The sequence below is a fragment of the Streptomyces sp. NPDC048349 genome, assembly GCF_040651925.1.
GTDB lineage: Bacteria > Actinomycetota > Actinomycetes > Streptomycetales > Streptomycetaceae > Streptomyces.
On the sequence record NZ_JBEZLA010000048.1, the window covers coordinates 35,109 to 52,535 of the forward strand.

Below are 17,427 nucleotides of genomic sequence, written 5' to 3' on the forward strand. Positions count from 1 at the left end.
CGCCGCCACCCACAGAAACTCTCGCTTGTCCTACGAAGTTGATACGCGCACAGTAAGGGTCATGAGCGCACCCACCACCCCTCGGCCGGCCCTCTCCACGGCCGCCCCCTCCGCCGGCCCGGCCGCCACCCGGCGGGGCGTCCTGCTGGACTGGCGCGTCCGCTTCGCGATCCTGTCGGTCATCTGGGGTTTCAGCTTCCTGCTGATCAAGGTGGGCACCGAGGCGTACGCACCGTTCCAGGTGGCCCTGGGCCGGGTCCTGTTCGGGGCGCTCGCCCTCCTCGCGGTGCTGCTGGTCCGCCGCGAGCCGCTGCCGCGGGGGCTGCGCACCTGGGGCCACCTCGGCGTGGCGGCGCTGCTGCTCAACACCGCCCCCTTCTCGCTGTTCGCCTACGCCGAGCTCAGCATCCCCTCCAGCCTGGCCGGCATCTGCAACGCCACCTCCCCGCTGTGGGGGATGGCGCTGTCCCTGGTCGCGCTCTCCGAGGACCGCCCGACCCGCCGCCGCGTGGCCGGTCTGGGGTTGGGCTTCCTCGGCGTGCTGACCGTCCTGGGCGCCTGGCAGGGCTTCTCGGGAGTCGACGCCAAGGGCACCGCATTCGCCCTGCTGGCCTCGCTGTGCTACCCCGTCGGCTGGATCTACGTCCGCCGCACCCTGGCCGGGACCCCGGGTTCGCCGGTGGCCCTGACCGGCGGCCAGCTGATGGTCTCCACGCTCCAGCTCGCCCTGGTCAGCGCCCTGTTCACATCGGCCCCGACGTCGTTCCCGCTGTGGCCGACCCTGTCGGTGATCGCCCTGGGCGCCCTCGGCACGGGCATGGCTCTCCAGATGCAGTACGGCCTGGTCACGGAGGTCGGCCCGACCACGGCCCAGATGGTCACGTACTTCATCCCGGTCATCGCCACCACGGCGGGCGTCCTGGTCCTCGGCGAACAGCTCCACTGGAACACCCCGGTCGGCGCCGCGATCGTCCTGGCCGGCGCCGCCCTCACCCAGGCCCGCCCCACCCCCCGCAAGCCCGCGTAGCGACTGTCACGGGCCGGGCCCGCCGGGGACCGGCCCGCGGGGTCAGATGTAGCGGACCCCCGCCGCCCCCGGCCGGACCGCGGCCGCCACGGCGTCGGCCAGGCCCGGGACCTCCCCGAGCGCCAGCCTCGAGACCGTCAGCCGCACGCCCGGTTCCGACTCGACGCGGAACCGGGCTCCGGCGGTCACCGCCCAGCCCGCGGCCAGCAGCCGCGTCACCACGCCCGTCTCGTCGGCCACCGGCACCCACACGTTCATCCCGCTGCGCCCGTGCGCCCGTACGCCCCGCTCGCGCAGCGCCGCGACCAGCCCGTCCCGCCGCTCCCCGTACGAGCCCGCCACCGCGACCCGGTCCACGGCACCCGAGGTCCACAGGTTTACCACCGCGTACTGCAGCAGCCGGCTCACCCACCCGGGGCCCAGCCGCTGCCGCCCGCGCACCCGGTCCAGCGTCACCGCGTCCCCCGTCAGCACCGCCAGCCGCAGGTCCGGCCCGTACGCCTTCGCCGTCGACCTGACCAGCGCCCAGTGCCGGGTGGCCCCGCCGAGCGGGTGCAGGGGCAGGTCCACGATCCCGTGCCCGTGGTCGTCGTCGATCACCAGCACCCCGGGGTGGCCCGCCAGCAGGGCCCGCAGCTCCCCGGCCCGCTCCGCGCCGACCGCCGCCCCGGTCGGGTTCTGGGCCCGCGAGGTCACCACCAGCGCCCTCGCCCCGGCCTCCAGGGCCCGCGCCACCGCATCGGCGCGCGGCCCCTCGTCGTCCACGGCGACCGGCAGCACCCGCAGCCCGAGCGCCGGGACCAGGTCCAGCACACTGCCCCAGCCCGGGTCCTCGACCGCGACCGGGTCCCCGGGGCGCAGGTGCGCGGCCAGCACCCGTTCGATCCCGTCCAGGGCGCCCGAGGTCAGGGCGATCGGCCCGGCCGGCACCCCGTCCGCGTCGAGATCGGCCCGCGCCAGCCGCGCCAGCTCCGGATCGACCGGGTCCTGCCCGTAGAGGGGCGGCGCCTGCGCGTACCGCCGGGCCGCCGCCGCCAGCGCCCCGTCCAGCGGCGGCAGCAGCGACACGTCCGGGTTGCCGTCCGCGACGTCCCGCGCGCCCGCCGGCACCGCCATCCGCAGGGCGTCGCGCGGCGCGCTCGAGGGGCGGGCGCGCACCCGGCTGCCGCGCCGGCCGTCCGTCTCGATGACACCGCGCTCGCGCAGCGAGCGGTACGCCGCCGCCACGGTGTTGGGGTTGACCCCCAGCTCGGCCGCCAGCTCCCGCATAGGCGGCAACAGCGCTCCCGGCGCGAGCGCGCCCGCCGCCACGCCCGCTTCGACACTGGCGGCGATATCCGATGCGCGCCGCCCGACGATCCGATACTCTCCTAGCACAAACCAAATTATGCACTAGTACAACGGAGCACGCAATGACCGCCACGCCCGCCACCGAAGCGCCCGCCTCGTCCGGGCCGACCACCTCGCCCGACGCGTACGAGCCCACCGACCGCACGGTGCCGACCCGCTCCCGCGACCGGGCGCGCTACGACCGCGAGACGGTGCACTCGATACTCGACCAGGCCTACATCTGCCACCTCGGCTTCGTCCGCGACGGCGCCCCGGTGGTGCTGCCGACGCTCTTCGGCCGGGTCGGCGAGTCGCTCTACATCCACGGCTCCACCGGTTCGCGCCCGCTGCGCGCGGCCGGCCAGGCCGACCCGGGACTCCCGGTCTGCGTGACCGTGACGCACGTCGACGGCCTGGTGCTGGCCCGCTCGGCCTTCCACCACTCGCTCAACTACCGCTCGGTGGTCGTGCACGGCACCGCCTACCAGGTCACGGACGAGGAGGAGTGCCGGATGGCACTGGACGCCCTCGTCGACCACGTGGTCCCGGGCCGCTCCGCCGACTCGCGGCCGGCCAACGCCAAGGAGCTCGCCGCCACAGCGGTGATCCGCCTGGACCTGACCGAGGTGTCCGCGAAGATCCGTACCGGCGGCCCGAACGACGCCGCCGAGGACATGGACCTGCCCTACTGGGCGGGCGTGGTCCCGGTCGCACCGGCGTACGGGGCGCCGATCCCGGCGGCCGAGCTGGCCCCCGGGATCGCCGCTCCGGACTACCTCGCGGCGCTCTGAGGCGAGGGTCCGGGGGCATGGACGGGCCGCACCGCCGGCCCGTCCGACAGCCCCTCCGACAGCCCGTCCGACAGCCGGTCCGCCGGCCCGTCCGACGCCGCCACGTCCGCCGCACCGCCCACGGACCCGTCCGCCGGCCGCCGCGCTTCCGCCGCGATCAGCGCACCCACGGCCGCCAGGAGCAGTACGGTGCCGAGCACCACGGCGCCGGTCAGCCGCTCCCCCAGCACCAGTACGGCGATCACCGCCGCGCTCACCGGCTCGATCAGCATGATCACGGACACGGTGGCGGCCCGCACGGCGGCGGCACCGGTGAAGTAGAGCGCGTACGCCAGGGCCGTCGGCACGGTGGCGACGTACGCCAGCAGCCAGAGCACCCGCCCCGGTTCGGCGGTGTGCGGCAGCAGCCCCTCCGCGGCGGCGAGCGGCAGCAGGCACACCGTGCCCACCGCGACCGACCAGGCGGTGGTCACCAGCGGGTCCCCGCCCTCCCCGCGCCGCCCGAGCCGGCGGGCCCGCAGGGTCATCCCCGCGTACCCGGCGGCGGACAGCAGCGCCCAGCCGACGCCGGCCGGGCGCACCTCGCCGCCCCCGCTGCCCAGGACCAGGACGGCGAGCCCGGCGAGCGCCCCGGCGACGGCGGCCGCGCCGCCCTTGCCGAGCCGCTCGCCCATCCAGTACCGCGCCCCGAGCGCGATCAGCACGGGCCCGGCGCCGAGGGTGACGACGGTGCCGACCGCGAGGCCGGTCTCCCGCACGGCGGCGAAGTAGGCGGCCTGGAACAGCGTGAACAGCAGTCCGGTCGCGATCAGCGAGCCGGCCGGGGGCCGCACCCGCCCGAGCCCGGCCCGGCGGCGGGGCCGGCGTACGGCGAGCACCCCGAGCAGCACCGCGAGCCCGCCCGCGCACCGCCAGAACGACAGGGCGAGCGGACCGAGGTCACTGGCGAGGAAGAGGAGCGAGGCGGCCGCCCCGGCGGTGCCCCAGGCGGCTCCGGCGACGACGAGGTACAGCAGACTGCGCCCGGCAGCGGGCGAGTGGTTCGACACGTGGTTCTCCGCGCATGCGTGAAGGATGAGGACAGCAGGTCATCGCTTCGCGGGCAGCGCTCACCCGCCCGGGGACGCCCCGGGCAGGGGTGCTCGTGGCAGGAGGGGCCGCCCGCGCTAGGCGGAGGCGGGAGGCGGAAGCACGGTCGACGGCATGAGCGCCACCTTAGCGCTCTGACCGGAAAGGTTCACCGCCTCACGACGCCCGGCACGGCACCTCGCCGCGTTGTCCGGCCCCGCACGTACGTCCAGTACGAGCCGCGGCCCTCCGCCTTACGATGCACCGCACCGGACGCCCTGAACGGCACACCTTTCCGGTCAGAGCGCTAGGCCCTGGTGGCCTCGCGGTCCACCACGGCCGGACCGGCCGCTGCCACCAGGGCGGTGGGCGGGGTGGTGGGCGGGGCCGGCCGCGAGGACTGCGCGATGAACGCACCGCCCAGCACCAGCCCGCCGCCGACGATCTGCCAGGTGGAGAGGTGCTCGCCGAGCAGGATCCAGGCCAGCACGGTGGCGACGACCGCCTCGAGGAAGGCCACCACGCCCGCGATCTGCGGCGAGAGCCTGCGCACGGAGACCACGCCGGTCAGGTACGCGAAGACGGTCGCGACCAGTACCACCCAGCCGAGCAGCACCGGCGCGGGGACCAGCGTGTCACCCACGGCGGCCTGCCCGCCCAGCACCTGCCAGTCGATTTCCCACGGCCGGGCGATCACCGTCATCACGAGGGCGCCGACGAGCATGCCGTACGCGATCACCCCGAGCGGGTCGGGGGCGTCCTCCCCGTCCGCGCCCTGGTCGGCGAAGACGAAGTAGAAGGCCTGGCACAGCGCGGCACACAGGCCGAACAGGACGCCGAGCGCGTCGAGCCGCAGTCCGGCCCAGATCTCGACCACGCAGGCCAGCCCCACCACGGCGACGGCCGCCCCGGCGGCGGCGCCCCGCGTCACCGGCTTGCGCTGCACGAAGCGGATGTAGCCGAGCAGCAGGGCGGGGCCGAGGTACTCCAGCAGCAGGGCCACGCCGACCGGGATCCGGGACAGCGAGGCGAAGTAGAAGGCCTGGACACCGGCGACGGCGACCAGTCCGAAGCCCGCGAGCAGCGCGGGCCTGCGCAGGACGAGGGCACGGTGGCGCCAGGCCAGCGGGGACAGCACGACCGCTGCCCCGGCCACCCTGAGCCAGACCATGTGGAGGGGGTCCAGACCCGCCTCGATCAGCGGCTTCGCCGCCACTCCGGAACCACCGAACGCGACCGCCGAGACGAGGGCGAGACCCAGTCCGGCGTTTTTCCCTGACGCTTGCATCGGGCCATCATGACAGGCGCTCGTCAGGAGCGTCACGAGGATGACGCCTGTTGAGACGCAGACGGGACCAGGGCTCGTACACCCCTCCCATATCTGACAGGTCGTCAGTATTGAATGTTCCGCCCACCGGGGCTACGTTCCGCCGCACGTACCCGACGAGAAGGGGTGGTCGCATGGCCGAAGTCACCGCGGAATCACGCATCGAGGCGTCCGCCGCGACGCTCTGGTCCCAGCTGACGGACTGGGACGCGTACGGCCAGTGGAGCATGACCCACACCAATTTCCCCAAGGGCGGCCCGGAGACCCTCGCCATCGGCGCCACCTTCGCCGAGAACATGAAGATGATGGGCTTCCCGGCCGAGGTCCTGTGGACCGTCTCGGAGCTGGAGGAGGAACGCGTCTTCGCCATCACCGGCAAGGGCCCCATGGGCGTGGCCGTCCTCACCCGGTACACCCTGGTCCCGGACGGCGGGGCCACCACCGTCCGCATCGACGGCGAGTTCACCGGAGCGGCCGTCTCCCTGATGGCGGGCAAGCTCAAGGACTCGGCCACCGCCGCGCTCAACGAATCGCTGCGCAAGCTGGCAGGCCTGGTCGTCTGACCTCCCCGCCACCCTCCTCGGGCTCCGCACGCGACGGCGCGCCCCGCGAGTGACTCGCGGGGCGCGCCGTTGTGATCGTCCGGGCCGCCCGGCAGTTCGGTCAGTGCTCGTCGGCCAGGATCAGGTAGAGCTTCTTGCGGGCGTCGTTGATGACGGCGACGGCCTTTTCCCGCTGTTCGGGGGTGCCGGTCTTGAAGACCTGGCCGAAGGCCTCCATCAGGCCGACCCCGGCCGCGCGGACCTCGTGCATCGCCTCGAAGTCGAAGCCGCGCCCGGCGTCCGCCCAGGGGGCGTCCGGGCCCGACTCGGCCTCGCCGCGGCCGGCGTCGGTGAGCGTGAACAGCTTCTTGCCGCCCTCGCTCGCGCTGGTGATGAGCCCCTCGTCCTCGAGCAGCTGCAGGGTCGGGTAGACCGAGCCGGGGCTGGGCTTCCAGGCCCCGCCGCTGCGCTCGCCGATCTCCTGGATCATCTCGTAGCCGTGCATCGGCCGGTCGGCGAGCAGCGCCAGGATCGAGGCGCGCACGTCGCCGCGCCGGGCCCGCCCCCGCGGTCCCCCGCGGCCGCCGCGCCCTCCGAAGGGCCCGCCGCCGAAGGGCGGCCCGAACGGTCCGAAGGCGGCGCGCCGCCCTGTGAACTCCTCCCGACGATCGGGCCCGCAGTGGCCGTGGCCCCGGCCGTGTTCGTGTCCGTGGCCATGTCCGTGCTGTCCGTGTGAACGCATGGCTGCGCTCCTTTCGTCTCGTCACGTGGTCTTCGTGTCGTATCGGTTGTCCGATGTATCCACTATCGATGAACCATCGCGATGCGTCAACGATATATCGGAAACATTCTCAGCGAACAGCCAGGGCCAGTCCGGTTGACCCTCTGGTCGGGTGAAACGCCGTCGCGGCGGCCTGTTGGTCCGCCGCGCCCGCGTGCATGCGCCTCGCCGTCCCGCTTACGTGGTCGCCGCGAACCAGTTCGCGTTCGTTGAGCCCGAAGGAAAACGAGGTGTTCGGCATGGCGGGACGAGTCCGGGTCGCGAGTCCGGCATACCGGCTCGCGGCGGTGTCCGCGGCTGCGGTGGCGTTGTTGGCGGGCGGTCACACGGGGGCGGAGGCGACGGGGCGGACGGCCGAGACGGTGGGGCGGTACGTGATCGTCCTGGAGGACTCCGCCCGTGACCGGCTCGAAGCGGTCGTGCGGGCGCACGGACGGGACCACGGGGTGCAGGCGGGCTTCCGGTACCGGCATGCGCTGGTCGGGTACTCGGCGGTGGTGCCGGAGTCCCAGGTGGCGGCGCTGCGGGACGACCCGAACGTGAAGGCGGTGGCTCCCGACCGGCCGGTGCAGGCCACCCAGCAGGTGCTGCCGACCGGCGTGGACCGGATCCAGGCCGACGTGAGCAGTACGGCCTCCGGGAACGGGACGGGGACCGTCGACACTGCGGTGGCGATCCTCGACAGCGGCATCGACGAGCGGCACGCCGATCTCAACGTGGCCGGCGGGTTCAACTGCATGGATCCCCGCCGACCGGGGGCGTGGCGGGACAACAGCGGCCACGGCACCCACGTGGCCGGTACCGTCGCCGCGCGGGACAACGGCGACGCCGTGGTCGGGGTCGTGCCCGGCGCCCGCCTCTACGCGGTGAAGGTGCTCGGCGCCTCCGGCAGGGGCTCCGCCTCCAGCGTCCTGTGCGGGCTCGACTGGCTGGCGGACAACGCCGCCCCGCTCGGCATCAAGGTCGCGAACATGAGTCTCGGCGGCGACGGCGCCGACGACGGCAACTGCGGGTTCACCAACAACGACCCCGAGCACCAGGCGATCTGCAGCGTGGTCAACGAAGCCGGCGTCACGGTGGTGGTCGCGGCCGGCAACGAGGCCGGCGACTTGGCCAACCACACCCCCGCCGCCTTCGACGAGGTCCTCACCGTGACCGCCATGGCCGACTTCAACGGGCAGCCCGGCGGCGGCGCCGCTCCTACCTGCCGGACCGACGTCGACGAGACCGCTGCGGACTTCTCCAACTTCGCCGTGAGCACCGCGGACGCCGCCCACACCATCGCCGGACCGGGAGTGTGCATCGAGTCCACCCGCAGAAGCATCGGAACGACGGTCTACTCCGGCACCTCGATGGCCTCGCCGCACGTGGCCGGCACGGCCGCGCTGTGCCTCACCGGGCCGTGCGCGGGCATGACCCCGGCCCAGGTGGCCGCCAAGCTCCGTGACGACGCCGCGGCCCAGCCCGCCTCGTACGGCTTCGCGGGCGACCCGAACGCGCCCGTCAGCGGGCGCTACTACGGACACCTCGTCCACGCCGGCGGCTACTGAGCACGCCCACGCCCACGACCGGGTTCCGTATCAGCCGGCCAATGCCCTCCTCCGCCCCGTCCCGCTGTGGCCGGACGGGGCGGAGACGGCACTCCTCGTCGCCACGCCGATCCTGCCCCCGGTGATCCTTCTCGCTCCCGTCCTCACCGGCTCCGTCCGGTGGAGTCGCCACAACCCAGGTGCAGGAAGCTGCGCGCGGCGACCGGCAGCCGAACCGGTCGAAGTCCGGTGAGACCGGTCAAGCTTCGGTGAGACCGGTCAGCTTCGGTGAGAGGGGCCAGTCACCCCGGATTGGCCTTTGGCGGTGCTCCGGGCGCCGCCCTACGGTCGGTCCATGCGCATCCGAATCGTCGACGCCTTCACCGACCGCCCCTTCCACGGCAACCCCGCCGGAGTCCTGCTCCTCGACACGGCGTTCCCCCCGGACTCCTGGCTCCAGCAGGTCGCCTCCGAGGTGAACCTCTCCGAGACCGCCTTCGCCCACCCCCTGCCACCCGGCTCGGACGCCGACTGGGCGCTGCGCTGGTTCACCCCGGCCGCCGAGGTCGACATGTGCGGGCACGCGACCCTCGCCACGGCGCACGTCCTCGCCTCGAACGGCCTCGCCGACGGGCTGATCCGCTTCACCGCCCGCTGCGGCATCCTCACGGCCGAAACCGCCGGGGACGGGGCCGTCACCTTGGACTTCCCGACGTCCTCGCTCACCCCGACCGCCGCTCCGGCCGCGGTGGAGCACGCGCTCGGCGGCGCCCCGATCCTGTCCGTGCACGACACCGCCGCCCACATCGGGGACCTGCTGATCGAACTCGCCGACGAGAAGACGGTGAGCGAGCTGGAGCCGGACCACGCCGCGCTGCGCGCCTTCGCCAGGCGCGGCGTGATCGTCACCGCACCGGCCGAGGACCCCTCGCGGGGGTACGACTTCGTCTCCCGCGGCTTCTTCCCGGCCTTCGGGATCGACGAGGACCCGGTCACCGGCAGCGCCCACACCGCGCTCGCCCCGTTCTGGGCCGAGCGCCTGGGCCGCACCGAGCTGACCGGCCTCCAGGGCGGCGCACGCCGGGGTCTCGTACGGGTGAAGCTGGCGGGCGCGCGCACCCTGCTGACGGGCCACGCGGTGACCGTCCTGGACGGGGAGCTGCTCACCGCCCCCTGACGCGGCGGCCCCTCACGGCGTCGGCAGCCAGCCCACCTTGCCCGCGAGCAGCGCGTACCCGCCGAAGGCCACGATGTCGAGCAGTGCGTGCGCGACGACGAGGGGGCCCACCCGGCCCCAGCGGCGGTAGGCCAGGACGAAGACGACGCCCATCACCACGTTGCCGATGAAGCCGCCGATCCCCTGGTAGAGGTGGTAAGAGCCGCGCAGCAGCGAGCTGGCCAGCAGCGCGGCCGTCGGCGACCAGCCGAGCCCGTCCAGCCGCCGCAGCAGGTAGGCCAGCACGATGACCTCCTCCACCACGGAGTTCTGCACCGCGGAGAGGATCAGTACGGGGAACTTCCACCACACGTCGGGCAGGGCCTCCGGCACCACCGTGAGGTTGAAGCCGGTGGCCCGGGCCCCCAGGTAGAACAGCAGCCCGGCGCTCCCGATCCCGGCCGCGACGAGCGCGCCCCGCCCCAGGTCCCCCGCCGGCCTGGTGCGGTCGAAGCCGAGCACCCGCAGCCCCGGCGCACCCTCGCGGGTCAGCAGGTGCGCCACCAGCAGGACGGGGACCAGCGCGGTCGCGATGCCGAACAGCTGCCAGGCCAGGTCCAGCCAGGGCCGGCCGGGGGCGTAGGAGCCGTTGAGCGTGGCGGCCTGGTCCGCCAGCCCGCCCGGCTTGGTGAGCGAGCCGAGGAAGCTGATGAGCGCCGAGACCCCGCTCGCGCCCAGCGACAACGCCAGTACGAGCAGGGTCTCGATGCGCAGGACACGCCGCGGCCCGTCCGTATCCAGCTCCACGACCACCGGCTCCGGCTCCGCCCGCACGCCCGACTCCCGTCCTGCCATTTCGTTGCGACCACCCCATACTGCCTCCTCGGCGGGCGGGCCGAGCGGCACGGGGGGCTCAGGCTCCGGCCGGCACCTCCCCCTCACCCAGCCCCACGGGCCAGGTGTGCACGGGATCCCCCTTGTGCATCAGCTCGCTGTAGCGCCGCGTGGTCGCCGCCAGGGCAGCGTCGCGGTCCAGCCCGGAGGCGAGCGCCCGGTGATAGGTGTCCACCTGCCAGGTCGCGCCGTTCACGCGCCGCCGGCAGCGCTCCTCGATGATGCCGAGGTAGCGGTCCCGGTCCGCGGGCTCGATCCCCCAGGCGTCCAGGCCGGCCGCCGCCATCGGCAGCAGCTCGTCCAGGACCAGCCGGACGGCGGGCACGCCGGCCAGTCCCCCGGCCCGGCCCCGGCGCGGCCAGCGCAGCCGCGCGTCGATCCCGTACCGGCAGGCCGCGTCGAAGTTGGCCTCCGCCTCGGCGAAGGGCAGCCGGGTCCACACCGGGCGCGGCTCGTCGGCGAGGGTGCGTACGAGCCCGTAGTAGAAGGCGGCGTTGGCGACGACGTCGGCCACCGTGGGCCCGGCGGGCAGCACCCGGTTCTCCACCCGCAGGTGCGGGACCCCGTCGGCCACCCCGTACACGGGCCGGTTCCACCGGTAGACGGTGCCGTTGTGCAGGACCAGCTCCTGGAGCCCGGGCACCCCGCCCTCGGCGAGGACCCGCAGCGGCTCCTCCTCGTCGCAGATCGGCAGCAGGGCGGGGAAGTAGCGGACGTTCTCCGCGAACAGCTCGTACGCCGAGTCCACCCAGCGCTCCCCGAACCAGGTGCGCGGCCGCACCCCCTGCGCCTGGAGTTCGGGCGGCCGGGTGTCGGTGGCCTGGGTGAACAGCGGCGGCCGGGACTCCCGCCACAGCTCGCGCCCGAACAGGAACGGCGAGTTCGCACCGACGGCTATCTGTGCGGCGACCACCGCCTGGGCCGCGTTCCACACGTCCGCGAACCGCGCCGGGGTCACCTGGAGGTGCAGTTGCACGGAGGTGCAGGCGGCCTCCGGGACGATCGACCCGGTGTTCCACACCAGCCGTTCGACGCCGTCGATGTCGAGCGTGAAGTCCTCGCCGCGCATCATGAGGATCTGCTCGTTGAGCAGCGAGTAGCGGTCGACCGCCGAGAGGTTGGCGGTGACCAGGTCCTCGCGGGTGATCGTCGGGAGGATGCCGATCATCACCACCCCGGCGTCCATCTCCGTGGCCTGCCGGTGGGCATAGCCGAGACCCGCGCTGAGTTCCTCCGCGAGCTGGTCGAATACGCGTCCGCCGAGACGGTGCGGAAGGACGTTCACCTCCAGGTTGAACATTCCGAGTTCGGTTTGGAAATCGGGGCTCGCTATCCGCTCCAGCACCTGGGCATTCACCATTCTCGGCAAACCGTCGGCGCCCGCGAGATTCAGTTCGATCTCCAGTCCCATCATGTTCTTGGGACGATCGAACCTCTTCTCCGCCAGAAGTCGCTCCAGTCCCTCCAGGCACTCGTGAAGCTTCCTTCGATACCGCTGCCGATCGGACAGGTCGAATCCGCCTGCCACGACCTTCTCCCCCATCGAAGCGTCCCTCCCTCGAGTGGGCCTGGCCGGGTGCACCCAGGCGCGCATGTACGGTCGATGATGCCCCGGCGGCGTGATCCATAACGCGGCGGGGGGTGTGCGTGGCGAGGAGCGCGCGCCGGTTTGGCCGACGGGCGTTTTGGCACATTCATCTGGCAAGTCGTTTCGTGCACATTCTTGTGGCACCCCGCAGCCAGAGCCGGGAAACGTCGACTGGAACCGTCCGGATAACCGACGCTTTCCAGCCGAGCCCCTTTCCGGTAACCTCCGAGGTCAGCACGGCATGTTCGCGCCTATCCGGCATGAATGCCATGTCAGCGGGACCGGTAAGCGCCTTGCCGGCAATAGGCGGGACAGCTAGCCGAAACACTGCGTGAACACATGTCGTATAAACTCCGCAAACGAGGCAGAGAGTTGGCGCGCGGCCATTGCCCCTCAGCCCCCCTCTGGCCCCAGAATGCGACAGCTCCGTCCGCACCTGCCCCCGATCCACAGGTCTCCCAAGTGAGAGGCGACCCACCATGCCGCTGCATGTCCCCCCGGCCCCCGCGCCCGCCCTGCGCAGCGTCCTCGCGGCTCTCGGTTCCCCCACCGCCGTCCACGAGGCACATACCCCCGCCCTGCGCGCGCTCCAGGGGCCGGTGACCGCCGAACTCCCCCTTCCGGTCCACGTCCTCGACCGGTTGAACATCTCGGACCGGGCGTCCGGCGGCAGGCCGCCCCGTACCCGCCTCACCGCCTGGCGGTTCCTCATCCGCAGCGGGGACCGCTACGTCGCGGCCGCCGACACCCGTCTCACCCCGGACGGCTGGGCCTTCTCCCACTTCTTCGAGGGCCCCTACGTGGCGGCCACCGAACGCGCCCTGCGCCAGGCCGAGTCGCTGGGGACGGCGTACCAGCCGCGGCTGCTGTCCGTACCCGAGCTGTACATGCTGACCCTGTGGCTGCACGGGGCGGTGGGCGCCGACGCCTCCGCCGGCCTGCCCGCGGGCGAGGACCTGCTGGTCCCGCTGGCCCCGGCCCCGCCCGGCATCGCGGCGTACCGGCCGCATCCGGTCTCCGAGCTGCTGCCCGTCATGACCCACCGGCTGACCCCCGCGGCGGCGCCGGCCCCGTCCACACCGGCCCCGCCCACGCTGGCCGCACCGGCCGCCTGACCGGGCCTTGGCCCGAGTGACCCATTCGGCCTAGTCCGCTCGGGCCACCGGTGAACCATCCAAAATGACAGGGGAGTTGGCCTGAACCGCCCGCACGAGTGATGCGTCATCACTCTATGAGGACAGCTGCCGGGAAATACCTGCGAAGCGGCTGTCATGGGGGAAGACTGAGGACAAGCTCCCCGCGGGTGCGGGGATGACCCAGGGGGACGGCCATGAACGACGCATCGTGCCGTAGCACGCAGACCACACCGCAGCGAAAGAACGCATCCATGTGCCAGCACCAGCCAGCCTGCCCGTCAGCCGAATCCGCCGACCGGGAGGCCGCGCTCCCGGTGGCCAACCACCCGGAACAGGGCTGGAGCCTGCTGTGCAACGGCGTCCTGCTCTTCGAGGACACCGGTGAGCTGCTGCCGGACGGCCAGATCATCGCCCCGCACCGGCCGCTCGCGGCCGCCCAGGTGATGAAGGCCGCCTAGACGGCAGCGGCGACCGGCCGCGGCGGCGCGGCGACGACGAAGGGGCCGGTCCGGGAGGATTCCCGGGCCGGCCCCTTGTTCATGCTCAGTTGTCGTACTCGTCCAGCGGCGGGCAGGAGCAGACCAGGTTCCGGTCGCCGAACGCACCGTCGATGCGGCGCACCGGCGGCCAGTACTTCTCCGCAGCCGTGACCCCGCCCGGGAAGACGGCCTCGTCACGCGTGTACGGGTGGTTCCACTCGCCGCCCAGCGCCGCCGCGGTGTGCGGGGAGTTGGCCAGCGGGTTGTCGTCCACCGGCCACTCGCCGGCCGCGACCTTCTCGATCTCGCCGCGGATGGCGATCATCGCGTCGCAGAAGCGGTCGATCTCGACGAGGTCCTCGGACTCGGTCGGCTCGATCATCAGCGTGCCGGCCACCGGGAAGGACATGGTCGGCGCGTGGAAGCCGTAGTCGATCAGGCGCTTGGCGATGTCGTCCACGCTCACGCCCGTCGCCTTCGACAGCGGACGCAGGTCGATGATGCACTCGTGCGCGACCAGGTTGCCCGGGCCCGTGTAGAGCACGGGGTAGTGCGGCTCCAGGCGCTTGGCGATGTAGTTCGCGCCGAGCACCGCGACCTGGGTGGCGCGCTTGAGGCCCTCGCCGCCCATGAGGCGCACGTACGACCAGGAGATCGGCAGGATGCCGGCCGAACCCCACGGGGCGGCCGAGATCGGGCCGACGCCCGTCTCCGGGCCGGCCGTCGGCTGCAGCGGGTGGTTCGGCAGGTACGGGGCCAGGTGCGCCCGGACACCGACCGGGCCGACGCCCGGACCACCGCCTCCGTGCGGGATGCAGAAGGTCTTGTGCAGGTTCAGGTGCGAGACGTCGCCGCCGAAGTGACCGGGCTTCGCCAGGCCCACCAGGGCGTTGAGGTTGGCGCCGTCCACGTAGACCTGGCCGCCGGCCTCGTGCACCTGGGCGCAGATGTCGGCGACGTGCTCCTCGAACACACCGTGCGTCGAGGGGTAGGTGATCATCAGCACCGAGAGCTCGTCGCGGTACTGCTCGATCTTGGCGCGCAGGTCGTCCGCGTCCACCTCGCCGTCGTCGGCGGTCTTGACGACGACGACCTTCATGCCGGCCATCACGGCGCTGGCGGCGTTGGTGCCGTGCGCGGAGGACGGGATGAGGCAGACGGTGCGCTGCTCGTCGCCGTTGGCCCGGTGGTAGGCGCGCACGGCCAGCAGGCCGGCGAGCTCACCCTGGGAGCCGGCGTTCGGCTGGATGGAGACCTTGTCGTAGCCGGTGACCTCGCAGAGACGTTCCTCCAGCTCGTTGATGAGCGTGAGGTACCCCTCGGCCTGCTCGACCGGGGCGAACGGGTGCAGCTGGCCGAACTCGGGCCAGGTCACCGGCTCCATCTCGGTGGTCGCGTTGAGCTTCATGGTGCAGGAGCCCAGCGGGATCATGCCGCGGTCCAGCGCGTAGTCCTTGTCCGAGAGCTTGCGCAGGTAGCGCAGCATCGCGGTCTCGGAACGGTGCTGGTGGAAGACCGGGTGCGTCAGGTAGTCGTCCGAGCGCAGCAGGCCCTCGGGCAGGGTGTCGACCGTGGTCTCGTCGAGCGCCTCGATGTCCGCGGCGGAGCCGGGGACGCCGAAGGCGGCCCAGACGGCCTCGATGTCGGCGCGCAGCGTGGTCTCGTCGCAGGCGACGGAGACGTGGTCCGCGTCGGCCTGGTAGAGGTTGACCCCGCCGCGGCGGGCGGCGGCGACGACCTCGGCCGCGCGGCCCGGGACCCGGGCCGTGATCGTGTCGAAGTAGGCGCCGTGCACGATCTCGACCCCGCCGGCCTGCAGGCCCGCGGCGAGCAGGGTGGCGTAGCGGTGGGTGCGGCGGGCGATCGTCCGCAGGCCGTCCGGGCCGTGGTAGACGGCGTACATGGCGGCCATGACGGCCAGCAGCACCTGCGCGGTGCAGATGTTGCTGGTGGCCTTCTCGCGGCGGATGTGCTGCTCGCGGGTCTGCAGGGCCAGGCGGTACGCCTTGTTGCCGTCCGCGTCCACGGAGACGCCGACGAGACGGCCCGGCAGCGAGCGCGCGTGCTTGGCCTGGACGGCCATGTAACCGGCATGCGGTCCGCCGAAGCCCATCGGGACACCGAAGCGCTGCGTGGTGCCGACGGCGATGTCGGCGCCCAGCTCGCCCGGGGAGGTCAGCAGCGTCAGCGCGAGCAGGTCGGCCGAGACGGTGACGATGGCACCGAGCTCGTGCGCCTGGTCGATCAGCGGCTTGATCTCCCGTACGGCACCGGAGGCGCCGGGGTACTGGACCAGCACGCCGAAGACGCCGCGCTCGGCGATCTCGGCCGGGATGCCGTCCGAGAGGTCCGCGACGACGACCTCGACACCCGTGGGCTCGGCGCGGGTCTCGATCACGGCGATGGTCTGCGGCAGCGCGTCCGCGTCGATCAGGAAGACGCCGCCCTTGACCTTGCCCACCCGGCGGGCGAGCGACATGGCCTCGGCGGCCGCGGTGCCCTCGTCGAGCAGCGAGGCGCCGGAGGTCGGCAGGCCGGTGAGGTCGGCGACGACGGTCTGGAAGTTCAGCAGCGCCTCGAGGCGGCCCTGGGAGATTTCGGGCTGGTACGGGGTGTAGGCCGTGTACCAGGCCGGGTTCTCCATCACGTTGCGCAGGATCACCGGCGGCGTGAAGGTGCCGTAGTAGCCGAGGCCGATCATCGAGGAGAGGACCTGGTTGCGGTCGGCGAGCGAACGCAGCTCGGCCAGCACCTCGGCCTCGGTCCGCGCCTCGGGCAGGTCGAGCGCTGCGGCGGTCTTGATGACATCCGGCACCGCGGCGGCGGTCAGTTCGTCCAGGGAGCCGTAGCCCACGTGGGCGAGCATCTTCGCCTGCGCCTCGGCATCCGGGCCGATGTGGCGCTGCTCGAAGGGGATGCCTCGCTCCAGCTGGGAGAGCGGAATGCGGTTGGCGGTCATGTACGGAGGCCTCCTGGTCGTATGACCTGCGAGGGGCACCACGGCGCGGGCACCCGGACGGCCTCCCCCTCTGTCATCTCAACCTGAGAGTTTCACCGGGAGTCGCGGGAGAACCCGAGAGCCCGGCTTTCACCGTCGGTGAGGAGGGGAACCGGCACTGCGCGCCCGGTACCCGCCCCTGCTTTCCAGAGTGGCCTCGTCCGTGCGGTACGTATGCCTGAGAGATTCCGGGGAGGATTTGCTCCTTCGGCGCCTCCGTCGCGTTCGCTCGGAGGACTCTCCCGCACAGGGTCGACAGCCATCACCCAGCCTACCAGCGAGGATCTGGACCCTCCCCGAGTGGCCTCCTTTCCCGATATGCCCTTCTGTAGTCATTACGGAGGAGTTGCGACCATTTGGAGGGACCGTGCAGACCGACATCGATCCGCGCAGCCTGATCGGCCGCAAGGCGTTCGACCGCAATGGCACCAAGATCGGCACGATCGACGAGGTCTACCTCGACGATGCCACCGGAGTTCCGGAATGGGCGGCGGTCCGGACCGGCCTCTTCAGCCGGGACGCCTTCGTCCCCCTGGAGCCGAGCGAGGTGGTCGGCGACACCCTGCGGGTGCCCTTCGACCGTTCCCTGATCAAGGACGCCCCCGATTTCGGCGTCGGCCGCCATCTCTCCCCCGAACAGGAGCTGCAGCTCTACCACCACTACGGCCTGGACGTGACCCTGCCCAGCGACTTCCAACGCGACTTCGGCCGCCTGGCGGGCGAGGAGGGCTAGCGGGCACGGGAGCCCGGGAGATCGTAAGGCGAGGACACCAGGGGAGACC

15 protein-coding genes and 1 riboswitch are annotated in these 17,427 nt (G+C 72.7%); of the genes, 8 read left to right on the plus strand and 7 right to left on the minus strand.

Annotation, left to right across the window (positions count from 1 at the left end; genetic code table 11):
- Nucleotides 1-61 precede the first annotated feature (61 nt).
- Nucleotides 62-1,027 carry a DMT family transporter gene (locus AB0D44_RS24430; RefSeq protein ID WP_362594654.1) on the plus strand — a complete coding sequence of 322 codons (966 nt, stop codon included), beginning with the start codon at nucleotides 62-64 and terminating at the stop codon, nucleotides 1,025-1,027.
- 42 nt (nucleotides 1,028-1,069) lie between these two features.
- Here AB0D44_RS24430 and AB0D44_RS24435 read toward each other — a convergent pair whose 3' ends face one another.
- On the minus strand, nucleotides 1,070-2,404 hold the full coding sequence (locus tag AB0D44_RS24435; RefSeq protein ID WP_362594656.1) for an aminotransferase class I/II-fold pyridoxal phosphate-dependent enzyme: 1,335 nt from the start codon (nucleotides 2,402-2,404) through the stop codon (nucleotides 1,070-1,072).
- A gap of 35 nt (nucleotides 2,405-2,439) precedes the next feature.
- Here AB0D44_RS24435 and AB0D44_RS24440 point away from each other — a divergent pair, with 35 nt between their 5' ends.
- Nucleotides 2,440-3,147 (plus strand): pyridoxamine 5'-phosphate oxidase family protein, encoded by a 708-nt coding sequence (locus AB0D44_RS24440; RefSeq protein WP_362594658.1) that lies wholly within the window; start codon nucleotides 2,440-2,442, stop codon nucleotides 3,145-3,147.
- Here the strand turns inward: AB0D44_RS24440 and AB0D44_RS24445 are convergent.
- Nucleotides 3,129-4,196 (minus strand): EamA family transporter, encoded by a 1,068-nt coding sequence (locus AB0D44_RS24445; protein WP_362594660.1) that lies wholly within the window; start codon nucleotides 4,194-4,196, stop codon nucleotides 3,129-3,131. The genes AB0D44_RS24440 and AB0D44_RS24445 overlap by 19 nt on opposite strands.
- A 326-nt stretch (nucleotides 4,197-4,522) precedes the next feature.
- Nucleotides 4,523-5,503, minus strand: a complete 981-nt coding sequence (locus tag AB0D44_RS24450) for an EamA family transporter (protein WP_362594662.1) — start codon at nucleotides 5,501-5,503, stop codon at nucleotides 4,523-4,525.
- A 173-nt stretch (nucleotides 5,504-5,676) separates the two neighbouring features.
- Between AB0D44_RS24450 and AB0D44_RS24455 the strand changes: the two genes are divergently transcribed.
- Complete coding sequence (locus AB0D44_RS24455) at nucleotides 5,677-6,105, plus strand: SRPBCC family protein (protein WP_362594664.1); 429 nt, start codon at nucleotides 5,677-5,679, stop codon at nucleotides 6,103-6,105.
- 100 nt (nucleotides 6,106-6,205) lie between these two features.
- On the opposite strand, the gene AB0D44_RS24460 is transcribed toward AB0D44_RS24455, so the two are convergent.
- Nucleotides 6,206-6,826 carry a PadR family transcriptional regulator gene (locus AB0D44_RS24460; RefSeq protein ID WP_362594666.1) on the minus strand — a complete coding sequence of 207 codons (621 nt, stop codon included), beginning with the start codon at nucleotides 6,824-6,826 and terminating at the stop codon, nucleotides 6,206-6,208.
- Between the two features lie 278 nt (nucleotides 6,827-7,104).
- Here AB0D44_RS24460 and AB0D44_RS24465 point away from each other — a divergent pair, with 278 nt between their 5' ends.
- Together AB0D44_RS24465 and AB0D44_RS24470 are read left to right on the plus strand one after the other, a co-directional pair.
- Nucleotides 7,105-8,415: a S8 family serine peptidase gene (locus AB0D44_RS24465; RefSeq protein WP_362594668.1), complete on the plus strand. Its 1,311-nt coding sequence runs from the start codon at nucleotides 7,105-7,107 to the stop codon at nucleotides 8,413-8,415.
- A 334-nt stretch (nucleotides 8,416-8,749) separates the two neighbouring features.
- Nucleotides 8,750-9,571, plus strand: a complete 822-nt coding sequence (locus AB0D44_RS24470; RefSeq protein WP_362594670.1) for a PhzF family phenazine biosynthesis isomerase — start codon at nucleotides 8,750-8,752, stop codon at nucleotides 9,569-9,571.
- A gap of 12 nt (nucleotides 9,572-9,583) precedes the next feature.
- On the opposite strand, the gene AB0D44_RS24475 is transcribed toward AB0D44_RS24470, so the two are convergent.
- Both AB0D44_RS24475 and AB0D44_RS24480 read right to left on the minus strand, forming a co-directional pair.
- Entirely contained in the window at nucleotides 9,584-10,405 is an 822-nt protein-coding gene (locus AB0D44_RS24475; protein ID WP_362594672.1) for a CPBP family intramembrane glutamic endopeptidase, read from the minus strand.
- A gap of 58 nt (nucleotides 10,406-10,463) precedes the next feature.
- On the minus strand, nucleotides 10,464-11,987 hold the full coding sequence (locus AB0D44_RS24480) for a glutamate-cysteine ligase family protein (RefSeq protein WP_362594674.1): 1,524 nt from the start codon (nucleotides 11,985-11,987) through the stop codon (nucleotides 10,464-10,466).
- A gap of 524 nt (nucleotides 11,988-12,511) precedes the next feature.
- On the opposite strand from AB0D44_RS24480, the gene AB0D44_RS24485 reads away from it, so the two are divergent.
- Nucleotides 12,512-13,147, plus strand: coding sequence for a hypothetical protein (locus AB0D44_RS24485; protein WP_362594676.1), 636 nt, complete (start codon nucleotides 12,512-12,514; stop codon nucleotides 13,145-13,147).
- Nucleotides 13,148-13,419: 272 nt separating this feature from the next.
- Entirely contained in the window at nucleotides 13,420-13,626 is a 207-nt protein-coding gene (locus AB0D44_RS24490) for a DUF5999 family protein (RefSeq protein ID WP_285444628.1), read from the plus strand.
- An 85-nt stretch (nucleotides 13,627-13,711) separates the two neighbouring features.
- Here AB0D44_RS24490 and gcvP read toward each other — a convergent pair whose 3' ends face one another.
- The gene (gene gcvP, locus AB0D44_RS24495) at nucleotides 13,712-16,606 is read right to left on the minus strand and encodes an aminomethyl-transferring glycine dehydrogenase (protein ID WP_362594678.1); all 2,895 of its coding nucleotides are present in this window, start codon (nucleotides 16,604-16,606) and stop codon (nucleotides 13,712-13,714) included.
- Nucleotides 16,607-16,801: 195 nt separating this feature from the next.
- Nucleotides 16,802-16,900: riboswitch (glycine riboswitch) on the minus strand.
- A 112-nt stretch (nucleotides 16,901-17,012) separates the two neighbouring features.
- Here gcvP and AB0D44_RS24500 point away from each other — a divergent pair.
- Nucleotides 17,013-17,378, plus strand: a complete 366-nt coding sequence (locus AB0D44_RS24500) for a PRC-barrel domain-containing protein (protein WP_362594680.1) — start codon at nucleotides 17,013-17,015, stop codon at nucleotides 17,376-17,378.
- The last annotated feature ends 49 nt before the right edge of the window (nucleotides 17,379-17,427 follow it).

Bases quoted from the DNA above. Each gene is read 5' to 3' on its own strand.
- AB0D44_RS24430 (WP_362594654.1), top strand. From the start codon at position 62: ATGAGCGCACCCACCACCCCTCGGCCGGCCCTCTCCACGGCCGCCCCC.
- AB0D44_RS24440 (WP_362594658.1), top strand. From the start codon at position 2,440: ATGACCGCCACGCCCGCCACCGAAGCGCCCGCCTCGTCCGGGCCGACC.
- AB0D44_RS24450 (WP_362594662.1), bottom strand. From the start codon at position 5,503: ATGCAAGCGTCAGGGAAAAACGCCGGACTGGGTCTCGCCCTCGTCTCG.
- AB0D44_RS24455 (WP_362594664.1), top strand. From the start codon at position 5,677: ATGGCCGAAGTCACCGCGGAATCACGCATCGAGGCGTCCGCCGCGACG.
- AB0D44_RS24460 (WP_362594666.1), bottom strand. From the start codon at position 6,826: ATGCGTTCACACGGACAGCACGGACATGGCCACGGACACGAACACGGC.
- AB0D44_RS24465 (WP_362594668.1), top strand. From the start codon at position 7,105: ATGGCGGGACGAGTCCGGGTCGCGAGTCCGGCATACCGGCTCGCGGCG.
- AB0D44_RS24470 (WP_362594670.1), top strand. From the start codon at position 8,750: ATGCGCATCCGAATCGTCGACGCCTTCACCGACCGCCCCTTCCACGGC.
- AB0D44_RS24475 (WP_362594672.1), bottom strand. From the start codon at position 10,405: ATGGCAGGACGGGAGTCGGGCGTGCGGGCGGAGCCGGAGCCGGTGGTC.
- AB0D44_RS24480 (WP_362594674.1), bottom strand. From the start codon at position 11,987: ATGGGGGAGAAGGTCGTGGCAGGCGGATTCGACCTGTCCGATCGGCAG.
- AB0D44_RS24485 (WP_362594676.1), top strand. From the start codon at position 12,512: ATGCCGCTGCATGTCCCCCCGGCCCCCGCGCCCGCCCTGCGCAGCGTC.
- AB0D44_RS24490 (WP_285444628.1), top strand. From the start codon at position 13,420: ATGTGCCAGCACCAGCCAGCCTGCCCGTCAGCCGAATCCGCCGACCGG.
- gcvP (WP_362594678.1), bottom strand. From the start codon at position 16,606: ATGACCGCCAACCGCATTCCGCTCTCCCAGCTGGAGCGAGGCATCCCC.